At 71.3% G+C, this 17,485-nt stretch carries 17 protein-coding genes; 11 read left to right on the top strand and 6 right to left on the bottom strand.

What is annotated here, in order from left to right; all coding sequences use genetic code 11:
• The first annotated feature begins 362 nt into the window (after positions 1 to 362).
• The 4 genes from EXE46_RS04425 (at position 363) to EXE46_RS04410 (ending at position 4,485) form a co-directional block, all read left to right on the top strand.
• Positions 363 to 1,598: an alanine--tRNA ligase-related protein gene (locus tag EXE46_RS04425; RefSeq protein ID WP_137687284.1), complete on the top strand. Its 1,236-nt coding sequence runs from the start codon at positions 363 to 365 to the stop codon at positions 1,596 to 1,598.
• Entirely contained in the window at positions 1,595 to 2,590 is a 996-nt protein-coding gene (locus EXE46_RS04420; protein WP_137687283.1) for an AIR synthase family protein, read from the top strand. Before EXE46_RS04425 ends, EXE46_RS04420 begins: the two co-directional genes overlap by 4 nt.
• Positions 2,591 to 2,728: 138 nt before the next feature.
• Entirely contained in the window at positions 2,729 to 3,901 is a 1,173-nt protein-coding gene (locus tag EXE46_RS04415; protein WP_137687282.1) for an acyl-CoA dehydrogenase family protein, read from the top strand.
• Positions 3,898 to 4,485, top strand: a complete 588-nt coding sequence (locus EXE46_RS04410; protein ID WP_137687281.1) for an HAD family hydrolase — start codon at positions 3,898 to 3,900, stop codon at positions 4,483 to 4,485. The genes EXE46_RS04415 and EXE46_RS04410 overlap by 4 nt, the downstream gene beginning before the upstream one ends.
• 34 nt (positions 4,486 to 4,519) lie before the next feature.
• Here EXE46_RS04410 and EXE46_RS04405 read toward each other — a convergent pair whose 3' ends face one another.
• Positions 4,520 to 4,900, bottom strand: coding sequence for a DUF5822 domain-containing protein (locus tag EXE46_RS04405; protein ID WP_137687280.1), 381 nt, complete (start codon positions 4,898 to 4,900; stop codon positions 4,520 to 4,522).
• A gap of 211 nt (positions 4,901 to 5,111) precedes the next feature.
• Between EXE46_RS04405 and panB the strand changes: the two genes are divergently transcribed.
• On the top strand, positions 5,112 to 5,918 hold the full coding sequence (gene panB / locus EXE46_RS04400; protein WP_137687279.1) for a 3-methyl-2-oxobutanoate hydroxymethyltransferase: 807 nt from the start codon (positions 5,112 to 5,114) through the stop codon (positions 5,916 to 5,918).
• Between the two features lie 357 nt (positions 5,919 to 6,275).
• Here panB and EXE46_RS04395 read toward each other — a convergent pair whose 3' ends face one another.
• From EXE46_RS04395 to EXE46_RS04385, 3 genes are all read right to left on the bottom strand, one after another.
• Positions 6,276 to 7,151 (bottom strand): CPBP family intramembrane glutamic endopeptidase, encoded by an 876-nt coding sequence (locus tag EXE46_RS04395; protein WP_137687278.1) that lies wholly within the window; start codon positions 7,149 to 7,151, stop codon positions 6,276 to 6,278.
• A gap of 94 nt (positions 7,152 to 7,245) precedes the next feature.
• Positions 7,246 to 7,842 carry an NUDIX hydrolase gene (locus EXE46_RS04390; RefSeq protein WP_137687277.1) on the bottom strand — a complete coding sequence of 199 codons (597 nt, stop codon included), beginning with the start codon at positions 7,840 to 7,842 and terminating at the stop codon, positions 7,246 to 7,248.
• A gap of 82 nt (positions 7,843 to 7,924) precedes the next feature.
• On the bottom strand, positions 7,925 to 9,373 hold the full coding sequence (locus EXE46_RS04385; protein WP_137687276.1) for a helix-hairpin-helix domain-containing protein: 1,449 nt from the start codon (positions 9,371 to 9,373) through the stop codon (positions 7,925 to 7,927).
• 209 nt (positions 9,374 to 9,582) lie between these two features.
• Here EXE46_RS04385 and EXE46_RS04380 point away from each other — a divergent pair, with 209 nt between their 5' ends.
• Both EXE46_RS04380 and EXE46_RS04375 read left to right on the top strand, forming a co-directional pair.
• Positions 9,583 to 11,367: a PAS domain S-box protein gene (locus EXE46_RS04380; protein ID WP_137687275.1), complete on the top strand. Its 1,785-nt coding sequence runs from the start codon at positions 9,583 to 9,585 to the stop codon at positions 11,365 to 11,367.
• Positions 11,368 to 11,525: 158 nt separating this feature from the next.
• Positions 11,526 to 12,842: an MFS transporter gene (locus EXE46_RS04375; RefSeq protein ID WP_137687274.1), complete on the top strand. Its 1,317-nt coding sequence runs from the start codon at positions 11,526 to 11,528 to the stop codon at positions 12,840 to 12,842.
• A 48-nt stretch (positions 12,843 to 12,890) separates the two neighbouring features.
• On the opposite strand, the gene EXE46_RS04370 is transcribed toward EXE46_RS04375, so the two are convergent.
• Positions 12,891 to 13,304, bottom strand: a complete 414-nt coding sequence (locus tag EXE46_RS04370) for a hypothetical protein (RefSeq protein ID WP_241981491.1) — start codon at positions 13,302 to 13,304, stop codon at positions 12,891 to 12,893.
• Between the two features lie 159 nt (positions 13,305 to 13,463).
• Here EXE46_RS04370 and EXE46_RS04365 point away from each other — a divergent pair, with 159 nt between their 5' ends.
• Both EXE46_RS04365 and EXE46_RS04360 read left to right on the top strand, forming a co-directional pair.
• Entirely contained in the window at positions 13,464 to 13,742 is a 279-nt protein-coding gene (locus tag EXE46_RS04365) for a zinc ribbon domain-containing protein (RefSeq protein ID WP_137687273.1), read from the top strand.
• Positions 13,743 to 13,821: 79 nt separating this feature from the next.
• The gene (locus tag EXE46_RS04360) at positions 13,822 to 14,502 is read left to right on the top strand and encodes a phosphate ABC transporter permease (RefSeq protein WP_137687272.1); all 681 of its coding nucleotides are present in this window, start codon (positions 13,822 to 13,824) and stop codon (positions 14,500 to 14,502) included.
• Positions 14,503 to 14,525: 23 nt separating this feature from the next.
• Here EXE46_RS04360 and EXE46_RS04355 read toward each other — a convergent pair whose 3' ends face one another.
• On the bottom strand, positions 14,526 to 15,383 hold the full coding sequence (locus tag EXE46_RS04355; RefSeq protein WP_137687271.1) for a 3-hydroxyacyl-CoA dehydrogenase family protein: 858 nt from the start codon (positions 15,381 to 15,383) through the stop codon (positions 14,526 to 14,528).
• Positions 15,384 to 15,605: 222 nt separating this feature from the next.
• Between EXE46_RS04355 and EXE46_RS04350 the strand changes: the two genes are divergently transcribed.
• Both EXE46_RS04350 and EXE46_RS04345 read left to right on the top strand, forming a co-directional pair.
• A complete protein-coding gene (locus EXE46_RS04350) occupies positions 15,606 to 16,409 on the top strand; it encodes a class I fructose-bisphosphate aldolase (protein WP_137687270.1) in 804 nt (267 codons plus the stop codon).
• Positions 16,409 to 17,377, top strand: a complete 969-nt coding sequence (locus EXE46_RS04345; protein WP_137687269.1) for a class 1 fructose-bisphosphatase — start codon at positions 16,409 to 16,411, stop codon at positions 17,375 to 17,377. The genes EXE46_RS04350 and EXE46_RS04345 overlap by 1 nt, the downstream gene beginning before the upstream one ends.
• Positions 17,378 to 17,485 lie beyond the last annotated feature (108 nt).

Raw genomic sequence — 17,485 nt, 5'->3', positions numbered from 1 at the left:
TGCGGGTGATAACCGGTCGAGCGACACGAACACCCCCGAAGCCCCAGTCGCGAGGTGGACGCACGCTCGTTGCGCTCCTCACTCAGTCGCTGTCGCTCCTTCGTTGCGGTGCTTACGTCGCCTGCGCCCGCCTCGCGACTGCCCCTTCGAATCCCGCCCCGCACGGCACCGCACCTCACGCCTCCCCAGCCTCGTCGCTCCCTCCGGGCTCCCTTCGGTCGCCCTCCGTTCGCGACTCCCTCGCGCGTGCTGGCTTCGCGCCCTGACGGGCGCTCGCAGGCACGCGCCGACCGCACCGCGGTTCGTTTATACGTTCTCACGCGCCGGTCACCTATTTATCCGCCCGCGCCCACGACCCGGCAATGACCGCGTCACGCGCGCCGGCCGAGCCGACGGTCCGGGAGTTCGAAGCGACGGTCGAGTCCGTCGACGACCGCGAGGTCGTCCTCGACGAGACGTACTTCTACCCCGAGTCGGGGGGACAGCCCGCCGACAGGGGCACCCTCGACGGCCACGTCGTCGCCGACGTGGTCGAGCGCGACGGCGCGGTCGTCCACCTGCTCGACGGCGACGCGGCCGTCGACCTCGCGCCCGGCGACGAGGTCGCGGGCCTGATCGACGACGCCTTCCGCACCTACTGCGCTCGGGCGCACACCGCCTCGCACGTGCTGTACGGCGCCGCGCGTCGGATCGCCGACGACCTCGGCTACGCCGGGTTCGACATCTCGCAGACGAAGGTCCGCGTCGACCTGACGACCGCCGAGCCGCTCGGCGACGAGGACCTGATCGAGCTGGAGCGGCTCGCCAACCGCGCCGTCTGGGACTCGCTGCCCGTCTCGTGGGCGACCCACTCGGCCGAGGCGGCCCGCGAAATCGACGGCATCGCGTTCAACACCAAGACCGAGGAGGGCGCGATGAGCGGCGACGCGGTCCGAGTCGTGACGGTCGGCGAGAGCGACGACCCTTGGGACGTCGCCGCCTGCGGCGGCACGCACGTCTCGAACACCGCCGAGATCGGCCCGGTCGCGGTGCTGGAGCGGTCGAACCCCGGCGAGGGCGTCACTCGCGTCGAGTTCGCGGTCGGCCCGACAGCCATCGACGAGCTCGGCGCGGTCCACGCCGCGGCGCTCGACGCCGCGACGACGCTCGACGCGCGCGTCGGCGACCTCCCGGACGCGGTCTCCCGGCTCCGCGACGAGGCCGACCGGCTGGAGTCGGACCTGCGGGACGCCCGCGAGGAACTGCTCGGCGCCCGCCTGCGCGACCTCCCGGTCACCGAGGTCGACGGCGCGCGGTGGGCGATCGGCACCGTCGACGACGCCGACCCGAACGAACTCCGGGAGCCGGCGACCGAGGCGATCGCGGGCGACGACGCCCCCCACGCCCTCGCCGCGGTCGGGACCGGCGACGCCCCGTTCGTCGTCGTCGCGGCGGACGGCGACGCGGTCGACGCCGACACCGAAATCGACGCGGGCGACGTCGTCGGCGCGGTCACCGACGAGTTCGGCGGCGGCGGGGGCGGCGGCCCGACGTTCGCGCAGGGCGGCGGCCTCGACGCCGACCCCGAGGCCGTCGCGGCGTGGCTCCGGGAGCGATGACCGGGAAGCTGGGCCCCGACGCGCTCGCGGCGGCGCTCGCGGCCACCGGCGCGGCGGACCCGGCGGTGCGGCAGGGGCCCGCCTACGGCGAGGACGCGGCCGCGATCGACTTGGCCGGCGCCGCGGGGACGCTGGTGGTCGCGGCCGATCCCCTCTCGCTGGCGGCCGAGTCGGTCGGAACGTTAGCGGTCCACGTCGCCTGTAACGACGTCGCCGCCAGCGGCGCCGACCCGCGGTGGCTCACCCACACGCTCTTCCTGCCCGACGACGACCCGGACCGCCTGCGGACCGTCGCCGAGCAGGTCGACGCGACGGCGCGCGATCTCGGGGTGTCGGTCGTCGGTGGCCACACCGAGGTGCTCGACGCGCTCGACCGCCCGCTCTGTTCGATGACGGCGATGGGAACGACGGACCGTTTCGTGTCGAGCGGCGGTGCCGAGCCCGGGGACCGCCTCCTGCTCACCAAGGGCGCGGGGATCGAGGCGACCGCGATCCTCGCGACCGACTTCCGCGAGGAGTGCCGCGAGGCGGGGGTCCCGGCCGCGACGCTCGACGCCGCGGCCGACTTCCTCGACGAGGTGAGCGTCGTCCCCGACGCCGCAGCGGTCCGGGACGCGGCGACCGCGCTCCACGACCCGACCGAGGGCGGTGCGGCGACCGCCCTCGTCGAGACCGCGTCGGCGAGCGAGACCGTCTTCGCCGTCGACCGCGACGCTGTCCCGGTCCGTCCCGAGACGCGGGCCTGCTGTGACGCCCTCGGCGTCGACCCGCTCGCGACGTTCGGCTCCGGCGCGCTGCTGGCCGCGGTCCCGCCGGAGCGGGTCGACGACGCGCTCGGCGTGCTCGACGCGGTCGGGATCGAGGGCGCGGCGATCGGTTCGGTGGAACCCCCGACCGAGGCGGCACCTCCCGGAACCGTCCGGATCGACGGCGAGACGCTCTCCGAGCCGCCCCGAGACGAGCTGTACCCCCTGTGGGAGGCGCGGGCGTAGACGCTTTCCACTCGCCTCTCCTTCCACTCGGCCTCGCCTTCCACCGGCCCCGCTTTCCACCGGCCTCGCCTTCCACCAGCCCCGCCTTCCACTCGGCCGATCGCTCACCTTTTTCGGTGAGGGTCCGAAGGCGGTGACATGACCGGAGCACGCGTCGGCTCGGCGCTCACCGACGAACAGCAGGCGGTCCGCGACCTCGTCGCGGAGTTCGCGGCCGAGGAGGTCCGGCCGACCGCGGCCGAGGCGGACGAGACGGAGACGTTCCCGGAGGACGTGTGGGACGAGCTCGCGGAACTCGGCCTGACGGGGCTGACGGTCCCGGAGGAGTACGGCGGGTTCGGTGCCGACGAGACGACCTACGCGGTCGTCAACGAGGCGCTGGCGCACGGGTCGCTCGCGGTCGCGACCGCCCTCTCCGTCCACTGTCTCGCAACCTCCTGTATCGCCGAGTTCGGCACGGACGAGCAGCGCGAGGCGTGGCTCCCCGAGATGGCCGAGACCGGGCGCCCGGTCGGGATGTTCTGTCTCTCCGAGCCGCACGCCGGCTCGAACCCGGCCGAGATGTCGACGACAGCGACGTACGACCCCGAGACCGACGAGTACGCCCTGAACGGCGAGAAGCAGTGGATCACGAACGGGAACCGCGGCGGCGTCGCGATCGTCTTCGCGAAGGTTGACGACCCGGACCGGGAGCCCGATGACGACGCGATCACCCAGTTCCTCGTCCCCGCGGACACCGACGGCTTCGAGGTCGGCAAGAAGGAGGAGAAGCTCGGGCTCCGCGCGTCGGACACGACCGGCATCAGCTTCGACGGCTGCCGGGTCCCGGCCGAGAACCGACTCACCGAGCCGGGGAAGGGGCTCTCGGCCGCGTTCCGGACGCTCACCGAGGGCCGGATCGGGATCGCGGCGCAGGCGGTCGGGGTGGCGCAGGCCGCGCTGGACGAGGCGAAATCGTACGCGACCGAGCGCGAGCAGTTCGACCGCCCGATCGCCGACATCCAGACGATCCGGCACAAGCTCGCGGAGATGGCGACCGACGTGTCGGCGGCGCGGCTGCTCGTCCGCGAGGCGTGTCGACAGGCCGAGGCGGGCGAGGACTACCGCGTCGCCGCCTCGAAGGCGAAGTACCGCGCCAGCGAGGCCGCGATGTCGGTGACGAACGAGGCGGTCCAGATCCACGGCGGTTACGGCTACACGACCGAGTTCGACGTCGAGCGGCTCTACCGCGACGCGAAGATCACGGAGATCTACGAGGGGACGACCGAGATCCAGAAGACGATCATCGCCCGGGGGGTGTTCGGCGAGTGACCGACCGGATTGGCCCCCGGCTCGCCGGCTACGAGGCGGTCGTCTACGACCTCGACGGCACGCTCGTCGAGCTCGCGGTCGACTGGGGCGCGGTCGCGGACGCGGTCCTCGACGCGTACGCTGAGCACGCGCTCATCCCGCCGACCGAGGAGCTGTGGGGGCTCCTCGGCGCGGCCGACGACTACGGGATCCGGACCGAGGTCGAGGAGGCGATCGCGCTCCACGAGCGCCCCGGCGCCCGCGACTCGACCCGCCTCCCGCTCGGCGACCGACTCGCGACGCCGACCGCCGACCGCGCCGCCTCCCACCCGCCGGCGGGGGTCTGCTCGCTCAACTGCGAGGAGGCGTGTCGGATCGCGGTCGAGACGCACGGCCTCGGCGACGCCTTGGTCTCGGACGCGATCGTCGGCCGCGACACCGTCGAGACCCACAAGCCGGACCCGGAGTCGCTGCTCGCGGCGATCGACCGGCTCGGCGCCGCCCCCCAGGACGCGCTGTTCGTCGGCGACTCGGAGACCGACGCGGTCGCCGCCGAGCGCGGCGGCGTCGATTTCGCGTGGGTCGCTGACCTGCTCGCCGAGTGACGGTCCGTCAGAAAACCAGAACGAATCGGGCGCTTCAATCGGGTTTTTCGGCTTCGTCCGGCTCCGCAGCGCTCTTGCCCGCGTCCTCAGCGTCCGCCTCGTCGGTGTCGCCGCTCCCGTTCTCGCTACTCCCACTCTCACCGCTCCCGTTCTCGCTACTCCCACTCTCACCGCTCCCGCCGTCGCCGGCCTCGGTCCGCCTCGCGTACAGCGCGACGGCGACGGCGGTGACGAACCAGATGGGCGCGCCGACCCGGACCGCGAACGCGGCGCGCGCCCCCCACGAGTCGAGGGTGACGGCGGTCGACAGCAGGGCCACGACGGGGGCGCCGACGAGGATGGTGACGACGAACGTCGTCTGCATCACCCACGCGTAGTCGACCCCCTCGTACTCGGCCCGCTCGACTGGTTGCACGCCACGGACTCCGCGGCGGAGCGGCAAATCGGTGGCGGTCGTCGTCGGCAGAACGCGGCGTGGGTCGTCTCCGGAACCCGGGGGAAGTCGGCGCCAGCGCCGTCGCTGCCGGTCCGCCGGGGCCGCCGGTTCGTCGGGGCCGCCGGTTCGCCGTCGCGCTCGCTTTCCGGTTCCCGACGATTTTACGGCGTCGCGGGGGTGACTCCGAGGCATGACCACGACGAGGGGACTGCGGGACGGCGACGATCCGATCACGATGCTGACCGCCTACGACGCCCCGACGGCGGCGATCGTCGACGAGGCGGGAATCGACGTCATTCTCGTCGGCGACAGCATGGGCAACGCCGCCCTCGGCTACGACTCCACGCTCCCCGTCACGTTCGACGAGGTCGCGAGCCGGACCGCGGCCGTGGCGCGCGCGACCGACGACGCCCTCGTCGTCGCCGACATGCCGTTCCTCACCTTCGGCGTCGACGAGGCCGAGTCGGTCCGGAACGCGGGCCGGCTGCTGAAGGAGGCGAACGCCGACGCGGTGAAGATCGAGAGCGGCCCGCACACCGTCGAGACGACGCGCAGGATGGCGGAGGTCGGGATCCCCGTGATGGCGCACCTCGGCTTGACCCCCCAGCACGTGAACCGGCTCGGCGGGTACACCCGGCAGGGGACCGAGCAGGACGCCGCCGAGGAGATAATCGATCTGGCGGGCGCCCACGCCGACGCCGGGGCGTTCGCGCTCGTGTTGGAGCACGTCCCGTCGAACCTCGCGGGCGCGGTGACGGAGGCGCTGGAGATACCGACGATCGGCATCGGTGCCGGCCCCGACTGCGACGGACAGGTGCTGGTGATCAACGACGCGGTCGGCCTCGGCGAGTGGTCGCCGCCGTTCGCGAAGCGGTTCGGCGACGTGCGGACGGAGATGGTCGACGCCGTCGAGACGTACAAGGAGGCCGTGACGAACGGCGAGTTCCCGGCGGAAGAGCACTCGCACGTCGAGGAGGAGTTGGACGACCTGTACTGAGCGCTCGATACCACGCACCCGGCGCCGGTTCGGAGACGATCGAAGTCTCGGCCGCTCGTTTATCAATCGCCGGTCGACGTGAATCCCTCCGAAGCCCCAGTTGCGAGGCGGGCGCACGCTCGCTGTGCTCCTCGGTCGCTCACTCCGTTCGCTCCCTGCGGTGCTTGCGTCCCCTGCGCCCGCCTCGCGACTGCCCCTTCGAGTCCCGCCCGAACCGCCCCGCACAGCACCTCACGCCTCCCCAGCCTCGTCGGACCGGCGCAGTCGCGCCGGTCCGACTCCCTCGCGCGCCTGCGCGCGCCAGTGTGACAGTCGAGCGGTCGCGTCGTCACACTCCCGTCCCCGTGAATCGCTCGCTCAAAACGGCAGGAACCCGAGCACCGCCGGCATCGCGTCCGGACCGACCTGCGTGACGGTGACGTAGAGCACGGTGAATATCACGGCGTTGTGGAGGCCGTGGAGCAGCGCGGGAACGACGAGGTTCTCGGTGTACTCGTACACCGCGCCGAAGACGAGGCTCGGGACGAACAGGATCGCGACGGTCGTGAGCCGCGCCGAGAGCCCCCCGGTCAGCGCCATCACGTGGATGGTCGCGAAGATCGCGGCCGAGAGCACGATCGACGGGGCCGCCGGCAGCGACTCGCGGAGCCGCCCCTGAACGACGCCGCGGTAGAGGATCTCCTCGCAGGGCCCGATGACGAGGAACGAGGCCGCGATGAACAGCGGAATGATCGTCGGGTTCCCCATCGCCAGCTCCGCGCTCTGGTTCGCCGCCGTCTCCGTCCCGAGCAGCTGGACGATCGTCGAGACCACGAGGACCAAGAGTAGGATCACGACCCAGCTGCCGAGGACGATCCCAATCTCCTTGAGACTCGGTACCCGGACGCCGAGGTACGAGACGATCCGCTTCCGGTCGAAGCCGCGCCACGAGAGGTAGCCGACCGCGAGCCCGCCGAACGCGACGTACTGGCCGAGTATCAGCGTGAGAACGACGCTCGCGACCAGCGAGAGGCCGCCGGTCAGCGAGTCGATCGCGAAGACCGCGACCCCGCTCGCGAGCGCGATGACCGGTCCGAGAACGCCGAGGAGCAGCGCCGTCGCGACCGCGACGACCGGCGACCCGCCGGACCGCCCCGGGCCGTCCGCGTCGTCGACGGCGTCCGGTCCGGCGTCGTCGAACTCCTCGGAGACGCCGCCGTCCGGAACCGGGTCGCCGCTGGAGGGTGCTGTCATTGTCTCGCGTAGGGACCGCCGGGCAAAATGGTTGTCCGTGTCGGAACCGTCGGCCGTTCCGAAGGCTGGCGAAGGCCGTCGCGGGCCCCCACCGCTAGCGGTGGAGCAGTTCGTACCACAGCACCGCCGTGACGGCCCGCCCGTCGCGCAGTTCGTCGTCGACGACCGCGGCGAGGAAGTCGTCGTACGGGACCGTCTCGACCGCGATCGACTCGTTGTGGTCCAGATCGCGGTCCGCGCTCGGCTCGCAGCCGGTCGCCAGCACATGGTGGTGGACCGCGTTCGCCATCCCGTTCGTCGGCTCGACGGTCGTCAGCCGCTCGAAGGAGTCGGCCTCGTACCCGGTCTCCTCGGCGAGTTCGCGGGCCGCGGCGCGCTCGATCGCGTCCGTCGTCGGCTCCCGTCCCCCCGACTCGTCGCCCGCCGCCCCGTCTTCCGGCTCCATCGTCCCGGCCGGAATCCCGCGGTTTACCCGGCCGACGGCCTGTCGCCACTCGTCGATGACGACGACGTCGCCGTCGGGCGTCAAGGGTAACACCACGACCGCCGGCGGCTCGTCGACGTAGTGGAACCCGTCCGTCTCGCCGTCCGGGAACCGCACCTCGTCCCGGCGCACGTCGAATCCGGGGCAGGCGTAGTCGACCGCCGAGTCGAGCGTCTCCCACGCGAGGTCGGCCGCTTCGTCGTCCATGGATCGCCGTCGTCGCTCGGCGCGTAAATACCCGGCACCCACGCGGCTCGGGTGCGCCCGGCGGCGCCCCGCCCGGCCCGGATCATCCCCAGTCGCCGAGCGACGCCTGCCCCTCGTCGGGCTCGCGCCGGTCGGCCCCGGACTCCGACTCGGCCTCCCCGTCGCCGCGCGCCGGCGGGCCGCCGACCCAGTCGGTGAGCTTCCCGCCGTCGCCCCCGCGGTCGGTTCGGCCCGAGCGTCGTTCCCCGTCCTCGCGGTCGTTCTCTCCGGCTTCGAACCCGCCGAGCGTCGCCTGGTCGGTCTCGGCGAAGTCGAGCTTGGAGACGCGCACGCCGAGCTTGCGGACGCGGGTCTCGTCGAACTCCCCGAGGAGATCCAGCGCGACCTCCTCGACGAGGTCGGGGTCGTCGACGGGGCCGGGCAGGCTCCGGGCGCGGGTGTTGACGTCGAACGGCGGCTCGACCGCCTTGATCCCGATGGTGCGGTAGAGGCAGCCGCGCTCGCGGGCGCGGCGGGCGACGTCCGCGGCGAGCGCCGAGACGGTCTCGCGCTTCGTCGCCTCGTCGGCGGTCGTCGGCAGCGCGGACTCCCGCGAGAGGCTCTTCGGGAGGCCGGTCGGCGTCACCTCGCGGTCGTCGTCGCCCGCGGCGCGCCGGGAGAGCTCCGGCCCCCGCTCGCCGAGCGCGTCGGCGAGGCGATCGCGGTCGGCCGCGGCGAGGTCGCCCGCGGTCTCGATCCCCATCTCGGCGAGCGTCCGCTCGGTCACCGGGCCGACGCCGTGGACGTCGGCGGTCGGCAGCGGCGCGAGGAACTCGGCGACCGACCCCGGCGGGACGACGACGAGGCCGTCCGGCTTGTCGGCGTCGCTGGCGACCTTCGCGGCCGACATGTTCGGCGCGACGCCGACGCTCGCCGGCACCCCGGCCTCCCGCTCGATCCGGTCTTTGACGTACCGAGCGTACCCCTCGGCGAGCGTCCGCACGTCGGCGGGGCCGGCGGCGCCGCTCGGCGGCGGGTCTGCGGGGTCGGAGTCTGTCCCGTCGCCTCCGCCGTCGTCGTCCCCGCCGCCCCCCGCCACCGCCCACGAGGTCCGATCGGTGACGTCGAGGTACGCCTCGTCGATGCTCACCTCGCGGCGGGTGTCGGCGCAGTCTCGGAGCACCGACTTCACCTCGTCCGCGACCTCCTCGTAGAAGTCGAGGTCGACGGAGAGGTACCGACCGGTCTCCCCGGGGTCGGGCGCGTCCGGGTCGTCCGGGTCCGCGGCCTCGCGGCGCGGGAGCAGCTCCAGCGCCTCCGAGATCGGCATGGCGCTGTCGACGCCGAACGCGCGGGCCTCGTAGCTCGCGGTCGCGACCGCGCCGATCGACTCCCCCGGCTCGTACCCCATCCCGACCACGACGGGCTCGCCGGCGAGGTCGGGGCGGCGCAGCCGCTCGCAGGAGGCGTAAAAGCAGTCCATGTCGACGTGACAGACCACGCGGTCGGGCGCGTCGTCCCCCTCGTCGTGAGCGAATGTGTCCAGCGCCATCGTTTCCCCCGCTCGTCGCGTTCGGCTCCGCGCTCCGCGGCCTTAAGAATCCGCCACGCGCGCCGGAAGTGAAACGAGTCGCCGAATTCTGGCTCCCGGCTCGCCGCCGCTCACTCTCTGCCGCCTCTCGCCCTCACCGTCGACGCCGCAGATCCAGATCCGATAGCCGGGTCGGTAGTCGTTTATTCCGCGCGCCCGTTCACGTGCCTATGCCCGCAGCGATCGACGTGCTACACGTCGACGACGACCCGTCCGTCCTCGACCTCGCCGAGGCGTACTTCGAGCGGGAGCTCGACGCGGTGGCGGTGACGAGCGTGACCGACCCGGAGACCGCGCTCGACCGGCTCGACGAGAGGCAGTTCGACTGTATCGTCAGCGACTACGACATGCCCCCGATGGACGGACTGGAGTTCTTCGAAGCGCTGCGCGAGCGCCACCAGAAGGTGCCGTTCGTGCTGTACACCGGGAAGGGATCGGAGGAGATCGCGAGTCAGGCGCTCAACGCCGGCGTCACCGGCTACTTCCAGAAGGGCGGTCCCGAGCAGCTCCGTCGGCTCGCGAACCGCGTCGATCAGGCGGTCGACGAGTACCGGACGAAGGAGATCGCCGAGCGCTACTCGACGGTCATCGAGGCGCTCGGCTACCCCGTCTACGTCGTCGACGGAACCGGCGTCTTCCGGTTCGTCAACGAGCCGTTCGCCGAACTCACCGGCTACGACCGCGAGGAGATAATCGGGAGCAAGCCGGAGCTGATCAAAGACGACGCGGCCGTCAAAGAGGCCGAGGACCGGCTCGGCACGATCCTCTCCGACGACGGGCCGGACGTCCAGCACTTCGGCGTCGACATCGTTCCGAAGGAGGGCGAGCCCGTGCCCTGTCGGGACCACATGGCGGCGCTGCCGTACGACGGGGAGTGTTTCGAGGGCAGCGTCGGTATCCTCCGCGACGTCTCCGACGAGCGCGAGCGCCGCGAGGAGCTGGAGACGAAGACCCGCGCGCTCGACGAGGCGCCGGTCGGGATCACCATCACGGACCCCGAACAGGAGGACAACCCGATGGTGTACGTCAACGATCGGTTCGTCGAGATGACCGGCTACGATCGCGAGGAGTCGATCGGCGTCAACTGCCGGTTCCTCCAGGGACCGGACACCGAGGAGGCGTCGGTCCAGCAGCTCCACGACGCGATCGACGCCGAAGAGCCGACGAGCGTCGAGCTGTTGAACTACCGGAAAGACGGGACCGAGTTCTGGAACCGGGTGAGCATCGCCCCGATCAGCGACGCCGACGGGACCGTCACGCACTGGGTCGGATTCCAAGAGGATATCACGGCGTTCAAGGACCGCGAGGCGGCCCTCGAACGCCAGAACGACCGGCTCGACTCCTTCGCGAGCATCGTCTCGCACGACCTGCGGAACCCCCTCAACGTCGCGCAGGGACGCGTCCAACTGGCGCGCGAGGCGTCGGGCGACGCGGAGAACCTCGACGCCGCGCTCGCCGCGCTCGACCGGATGGAGTCGATCGTCGAGCGCACGCTCGCGCTCGCCCGCGAGGGCGAGACGGTCGGCGACCCGAAACACGTCGACCTCGCCGACGTCGTCGTCGACAGCTGGTCGACCGTCGACACGGGGGAGGCGACGCTCTCGGTCGAGACCGACCGCGAGGTGCTCGCCGACCCGGACCGCCTCCGAAACCTCTTCGAGAACCTGATGCGTAACGCCGTCGACCACGTCGGCGAGGACGTCTCGATCCGCGTCGGCGACCTCCCGGACGGCTTCTTCGTCGAGGACGACGGACCGGGGATCGACCCCGAGATCGCCGGTTCGATCTTCGACCCCGGCGAGAGCGGCGCCGCGGGCAACACCGGGTTCGGCCTCGCGATCGTCAAAGAGATCGCCACCGCGCACGGGTGGACGGTCGAGGCGACGACGGCCGAGAACGGCGGTGCGCGGTTCGAGGTTCGCGGCGTCGACAAGCGGACGCCGGCGACCACCTGACCCCCCGACGCCGCCGGCGACCTCTCCCCCGCCCGGCTTAGTCTCGCCGGCGACCTCCCGACTCGGTCGGTCTCGCGGGCGACCCGGGATCCGTCCGGAACCGGATCGACTCCCGCCGTTCACAAGCGCCTTTATTCTCCGCTCCGAACCCGTAGTGAATGGGGTCGCTCACCGATATCGCCGAGACCGACCGGCGCGTGATCGTGCTGGCGCTCGCGCGGATGGTCGGCGCGGCCGGGAACTCCTTTCTCATCGTCGTCCTCCCGCTGTACATCACCAGCGACCTCGTCGATATCGAGTCGCTGCTCGGCGCCGAGGTCGGCGTCGGCGCGGCCGCGGTCACGCTGACCGAACCCCTGCTCATCGGGATCGTCCTCTCGCTGTTCGGCTTCCTCAACAGCCTCTCGCAGCCGTTCACCGGACGCCTCTCCGACCGCGTCGGCAGGAGACGACCCTTCGTCCTCGCCGGCATCCTCCTCCTCGGCACCGCGAGCGGCCTGTACACGGTCGCGACGAGCTACCCGGCGCTCGTCGCGCTGCGGGCGATACAGGGGCTCGGGGCGGCGCTCATCATCCCCGCGACGGTCGCGCTGGTGAACGAGTACGCCGCGGGCGACGCCGACCGCGGCGGGAACTTCGGCGTGTACAACACCTTCCGGCTCATCGGATTCGGCTTCGGTCCGGTCCTCGCGGGCGCCGTCGTCGAGGCCGGCCCGTACGACCTCTCGCCGGTCGGGCTCCCGGTCCTCGACGGTTTCGACGCCGCCTTCGTCGCAGCCTGCGCGGGGGCGTACCTCAGCTTCGCCCTCGTGTTCCTGCTCGTCCGCGACGCCGACGACACCGCCGAGGCGGGCGACGACGTCTCGATCCGGGTCCGCGGCGAGGACCGCCTGCTCGACCCCGTGTTCACGCTCGGGCTCGCCACCGTCGCGATGGGCGCGTGCATCGCGTTGTTCGCGACGCTCCAGAACCAGGTGAACGTCCGGCTGGACCAGCCGCCCGTGTGGTTCGGCGCGCAGTTCGCGGCCGTGACGATCGCCAACGTGATCTTCCAAGTCCCGGTGGGACGCGCCAGCGACCGGATCGGTCGCCGTCCGTTCCTCGTCGCCGGGTTCCTCCTGTTGATCCCGACGACGCTCTTTCAGGGGATCGTGACGGAGCCCGCGCTGATGATGCTCGTCCGGCTCGGGCAGGGGGTCGCGGTCGCGTGCGTGTTCGCCCCGTCGCTCGCGCTCGCCGGCGACCTCGCCCGCGAGGGCGAGTCCGGGACCACGCTCTCGGTGCTCACGATGGGGTTCGGCTTCGGGGTCGCCCTCGGCCCGCTGGCGTCCGGGTGGCTCTACGGCTTCGGCTTCGTCGTCCCCTTCGCGGTCGGCGCCGCGGCCGCCGCGCTCGCGCTGTTCGCGGTGGTCACGCAGGTGGAGGAGACGCTGGACGTGGAAGACGAGCCGGCCGCGGCGGCGGGCGCGGACTGAGCGAGGGAGACGGCGAAAATCCGCCCCCTGCGCTCGTTTCGCGAGCCGTCAGCACTCAATTTCAGCGTAGTACACGCCGACGCCGTTCTCGTCGACGGTACTGAATACAGAGACACACTCGTCGTCCTCACGGTCTTGCGCCAAACTCTCCGTGGACAGACTGGCTTCGTCGATCGAATCAGCAGCTATCGTGACTTCCAGGTCTCCCTCACCACTCATCCAATCCTCCTCTAAATGTACCCCATCGGTCGATCCGCCTTGCTTCGGGCTAAATTCGAACGTATCTTCGTATACCGTCTCGTCGACTCGCTCCGCAACCACCGTAACCTCCACACTTTCCTCCCGCAGATTCACCACGTCTATCTCGCGAATTTCCACCCGCGGTTCGTCGTCCGAAACACAGCCGGCAGTGAGGGCCACCGCGAGGGCTCCGAGGACCTCACGGCGTCTTCGTTTCGACATTTTAGTTTGTATTTTGCGATGGTCATATAAATATGCGGCCAGCCGAAAATCATCCGTTCCGGCGAGCACTGTATGACACACCAGTCCGATTAGCAGACACGTCCTACCGGCTCCCGCGCAGTCAACAGAGCCAAACCGGTCGCGGCCGAACCGCCCCACGTGTCCGGCGACCGCGTCCGCTGCGTCGACTGCCGCGAGCCGATCCCGACCGACGCGCGGATCTGTCCGCACTGCCGCGCGATCCAGCCGTCCCCGCTGCTGGATGTCGGCGTGGTCGTCGCCGGCGTCTTCGCGCTACTGTTCGGGGTCGTCCTCGCGGTGATGACCGTCGGGACGAGCCGCTTCCTCGGGTTCGTCCTGCTCGTCGTCGGCTTCGGCCTCGCCGTCGGCGGGTACACGCGCTACCTCGACCGGCAGGCGGCGAGCCGGGCGCGGTGAGGCGGTCGCCACGCGTCCGGGAGCCATCCCGTCGCCTCTCTCTCGACAATTTAAGTACCAGCGACCGCCACGGTAGCGTATGCTCACCCCACTCAACGGCGGTCTGGTCCTCGCGGGGCTCGCGCTCGCGTTCGTCGGCGCGGCGGTCTCCGTCTACGCGGTGACGCTGACGGGGCTGCTCGTCGGCGCCGGCGCCGGCTACCTCCTCGCGCCGAACGTCGTCGGCCTGATCGCGGTCGACGGCGCGGTCCTGACCGCCGGCGCGGTCGGCGTCGGCGGCCTCCTCGGCGGCTTCCTCGCGTACGCCGGGCTCTCGTTCGCGGTGCTGGGGATCGGCGCGGTCGTCGGCGGGTTCGCCGGGCGGTTCGCGGTCGGCCCCTTCTACGCGGCCGACGCGGCGGGGATCGAGGGGACCGCGCTGCTCGTCGGCGCGACGCTCGCGGGCGTCGCGGTCGGCGCGCTGTTCGGGTTCGTCCTCACGCGCACGACGCTCGTGGTCTCGACCGCGCTCATCGGCGCGGCGTTCGCCTCGCGGTCGCTCACGCCCGCGGCCTTCGAGACGGCCGCGGCGGAGACGACGGTGGAGCCCCTCCTCTTCGACCTCTCCGCGCCCGCGTTCCTCGCGGTGTTCGTCCTCGGGGCGCTCTCGCAGCTCGGCCTGTTCCGGTTCGGCTACGTGACGAAGCTGGTCGGACTGCTACCCGGCGCGCGTCGGTGGACCGCGGGCGACGACCGCGACGGCGACGCGAAGGGCGCGTGATCCCTTCGTAGGGCCGATTTCGGCTACTCGTACTCGTAGAACCCGCGCCCGGTCTTCTTCCCGAGGTCGCCGGCCTCGACCTTGCGCTTGAGGAGGTAGGCGGGCTTGTAGCGGTCGCCGAGCTCCTCGTGGAGCGTCTCGCTCGCGTCGAGCGCAACGTCGAGACCGATGTGGTCGGCGAGTTCGAGCGGCCCCATCGGAACGTTCGTACCGAGCTTCATTCCGCGGTCGATGTCGGCCTTCGAGGCGACGCCCTCGTCGTACGCGCGGACCCCCTCGTTTATCCACGGCATCAGGATCCGGTTGGTGACGAAGCCGGGCTTGTCGTCGGCCTCCCACGTCTCCTTGCCGAGGTCCTCGGCGAACGCGTGCGCGAAGTCGACGACCGCGGGGTCGGTGCGCTCGCCCACCACGACCTCGACGCCGTCCATGATCGGGACGGGGTTCATGAAGTGGAGGCCGACCACGTCGCTCGCGCGGTCGGTCGCGCTCGCGATCGTCGTGATAGAGAGCGTGGAGGTGTTCGTCGCGAGGACGACGTCGTCGTCGGTGACGCGGTCGAGGTCGGCGAACACGTCCCGCTTCACGTCGAGGTCCTCGATCACGGCCTCGACCGCGACGTCGACGTCCGCGAGGTCGTCGAGGGCGGTCGTCCCCGCGATCCGGTCGCGGATCGCCGCAGGCTCCTCGTCGAGCGCGTCCTTTCCGGCCAGCCGGTCGAGGCTGTCCTCGACGCTGTCGAGGCCGCGTTCGACGTACTCGCGCTCGACGTCGCGCATCACCACGTCGTAGCCCGCCGTCGCTGCGGCCTGTGCGATCCCGTTGCCCATCGTGCCGGCCCCGACGACGCCGACGACTTCGATCTCGGAGAGCGTTCGCATGAGGACCGGTGTCGCGTCGCGGGAAGTAAGTATTGCGCCTTCGAGAACGACGGCCTTGATTCGTTGCGGAATACTGATAATTAACTATCTGAGTAGTAATCATTGGGAGAAGTTATTTCACGCCTAACTCACTTCAACGGCGCTGAGACGCGCGAACGCGTTTCTTTACGGCCGCTAAAACGACCATAGTACTTTTTACCGATGTGATTGAACTACGAACTGATGCTTCCTCACGCCGCCGACTCCATCTCGCGCGACGGCAAGTCGCTCATCCTCGCGTACGACCACGGGATCGAACACGGCCCGGTCGACTTCGAGCCGAACCCCGACACCGCCGACCCCGAGCGGATCTTCGAGCTCGCCACCCACGAGGCGGTCACCTCGCTGGCCGTCCAGAAGGGGCTCGCCGAGGCGTACTACCCCGACTACGACGAGGAGGTGAACCTCCTGTTGAAGCTCAACGGGACCTCGAACCTCTGGCGGGGCGAGCCCGACAGCGCGGTCAACTGTACCCCCGAGTACGCGGCGGAGCTGGGCGCCGACGCGGTCGGGTTCACCGTCTACGGCGGGTCGAACCACGAGGTCGAGATGGCCGAGGAGTTCCGCGAGGCGCAGGAGGGCGCCCGCGAGCACGACATGGCGGTCGTCATGTGGTCGTACCCGCGCGGACAGGGGCTCCGCAACGACGGGAGCCCGGACGTGATCTCGTACGGCGCGCGGCTGGGCTTAGAGCTCGGCGCCGACGTGGTGAAAGTGAAGTACCCCGGCTCCGCCGAGGCGATGGGCCACGCCGTCGAGATGGCCGGCCCCGCCGACGTGGTGATGTCCGGCGGGACGATGCGCGACGACGAGGAGTTCCTCCGGAACGTCTCGAACGCCATCGACGCGGGGGCGACCGGCATCGCCGTCGGCCGAAACGTCTTCCAGCGCGACGACCCCGAGCGCATCCTCGACGCCCTCGAAGCCGTGATCTTCGAGGAGGCCGATCCCGGCGAGGCGCTCGCCGTCGCCGAGAGCGCCGACTGATGGCCGACCCGCACGCCCCCCGCGCCGACGGCGGCGACCCCGACGTCGACGCGACCGTCGAGGCGGTGTTCGACGCGGTGGCGGCGACGGCTCCCGAGATCCGCGCCGCGCTCCCCGGCCGCCGCGTGGAGGCCGGGACGGAGAACGCCTCCGGCGAGTCGGTGCTGGCGGGCGACCTGTACGCCGACGAGCTGCTCGGCGAGGCGATCACCGCGATCGACGGCGTCGGCTCGTTCGTCAGCGAGGAGCGCGAGGAGGCGGTCGACGCGGGCGGCGCGGTCGGGAGCGACGACGCGGGAGGCACCGACGCGGCCGACGGCGGCGCCTACGCGGTCGCGATCGACCCGCTCGACGGCTCCTCGAACCTCCGGTCGAACAACGCGATGGGGACCGTCGTCGGGATCTACGACGCCCCGCTGCCGGCGAGCGGCCGCGACCTCGTCGCCGCCGGATACGTCCTCTACGGCCCGATCACGACGATGATCGTCGCCGACGAGTCGGGCGTCCGCGAGGAGGTCGTCGAGCGCGACGGCGGCGACGAGGACGGGTCGGCGGTTTCGCGCTCGGTCGTCGAGGCCGACCTGACGCTTCCGGAGACGCCGACCGTCTACGGCTTCGGCGGGCGCGTCCCCGACTGGCCGAGCGACTTCCGCGCGTTCGCCCGCTCTATCGAGGACGACCTGAAGCTCCGGTACGGCGGGGCGATGGTCGGCGACGTGAACCAAGTGCTCACCTACGGCGGGGTGTTCGCGTACCCCGCGCTGCGCAGCGCGCCGGAAGGGAAGCTGCGGCTCCAGTTCGAGGCGAACCCGATCGCGTACATCGTCGAGCGCGCGGGCGGCGCTTCCTCCGACGGCGCCGGGTCGATCCTCGACGTCGAGCCTGAGGCGGTCCATCAGCGCGTCCCGCTGTACGTCGGCAACGAGGCGCTGATCGAGCGGTTGGAAGCGGCCGTCGGCGACGACTGAGCGCCGTCGCGGCCGGCGGGACGCGCCCGTCGGAGCGCGGTCGGTCGCCCGGTCCGGGCCGAATCCCGCATGGAAAACTGTTTAGGACTCTCCGCAAATCTTGCGTCC

The sequence above is a fragment of the Halorubrum sp. GN11_10-6_MGM genome (assembly GCF_005435165.1).
Classification (GTDB): Archaea; Halobacteriota; Halobacteria; order Halobacteriales; family Haloferacaceae; genus Halorubrum.
Note: the sequence above shows the minus strand (reverse complement) of the source record. Positions and strands in the feature narration are given on the sequence as shown.

Bases quoted from the DNA above. Each gene is read 5' to 3' on its own strand.
- EXE46_RS04420 (WP_137687283.1), top strand. From the start codon at position 1,595: ATGACCGGGAAGCTGGGCCCCGACGCGCTCGCGGCGGCGCTCGCGGCC.
- EXE46_RS04390 (WP_137687277.1), bottom strand. From the start codon at position 7,842: ATGGACGACGAAGCGGCCGACCTCGCGTGGGAGACGCTCGACTCGGCG.
- EXE46_RS04425 (WP_137687284.1), top strand. From the start codon at position 363: ATGACCGCGTCACGCGCGCCGGCCGAGCCGACGGTCCGGGAGTTCGAA.
- EXE46_RS04345 (WP_137687269.1), top strand. From the start codon at position 16,409: ATGGCCGACCCGCACGCCCCCCGCGCCGACGGCGGCGACCCCGACGTC.
- EXE46_RS04385 (WP_137687276.1), bottom strand. From the start codon at position 9,373: ATGGCGCTGGACACATTCGCTCACGACGAGGGGGACGACGCGCCCGAC.
- EXE46_RS04380 (WP_137687275.1), top strand. From the start codon at position 9,583: ATGCCCGCAGCGATCGACGTGCTACACGTCGACGACGACCCGTCCGTC.
- EXE46_RS04350 (WP_137687270.1), top strand. From the start codon at position 15,606: ATGCTTCCTCACGCCGCCGACTCCATCTCGCGCGACGGCAAGTCGCTC.
- EXE46_RS04375 (WP_137687274.1), top strand. From the start codon at position 11,526: ATGGGGTCGCTCACCGATATCGCCGAGACCGACCGGCGCGTGATCGTG.
- EXE46_RS04355 (WP_137687271.1), bottom strand. From the start codon at position 15,383: ATGCGAACGCTCTCCGAGATCGAAGTCGTCGGCGTCGTCGGGGCCGGC.
- panB (WP_137687279.1), top strand. From the start codon at position 5,112: ATGACCACGACGAGGGGACTGCGGGACGGCGACGATCCGATCACGATG.
- EXE46_RS04370 (WP_241981491.1), bottom strand. From the start codon at position 13,304: ATGTCGAAACGAAGACGCCGTGAGGTCCTCGGAGCCCTCGCGGTGGCC.
- EXE46_RS04395 (WP_137687278.1), bottom strand. From the start codon at position 7,151: ATGACAGCACCCTCCAGCGGCGACCCGGTTCCGGACGGCGGCGTCTCC.
- EXE46_RS04360 (WP_137687272.1), top strand. From the start codon at position 13,822: ATGCTCACCCCACTCAACGGCGGTCTGGTCCTCGCGGGGCTCGCGCTC.
- EXE46_RS04415 (WP_137687282.1), top strand. From the start codon at position 2,729: ATGACCGGAGCACGCGTCGGCTCGGCGCTCACCGACGAACAGCAGGCG.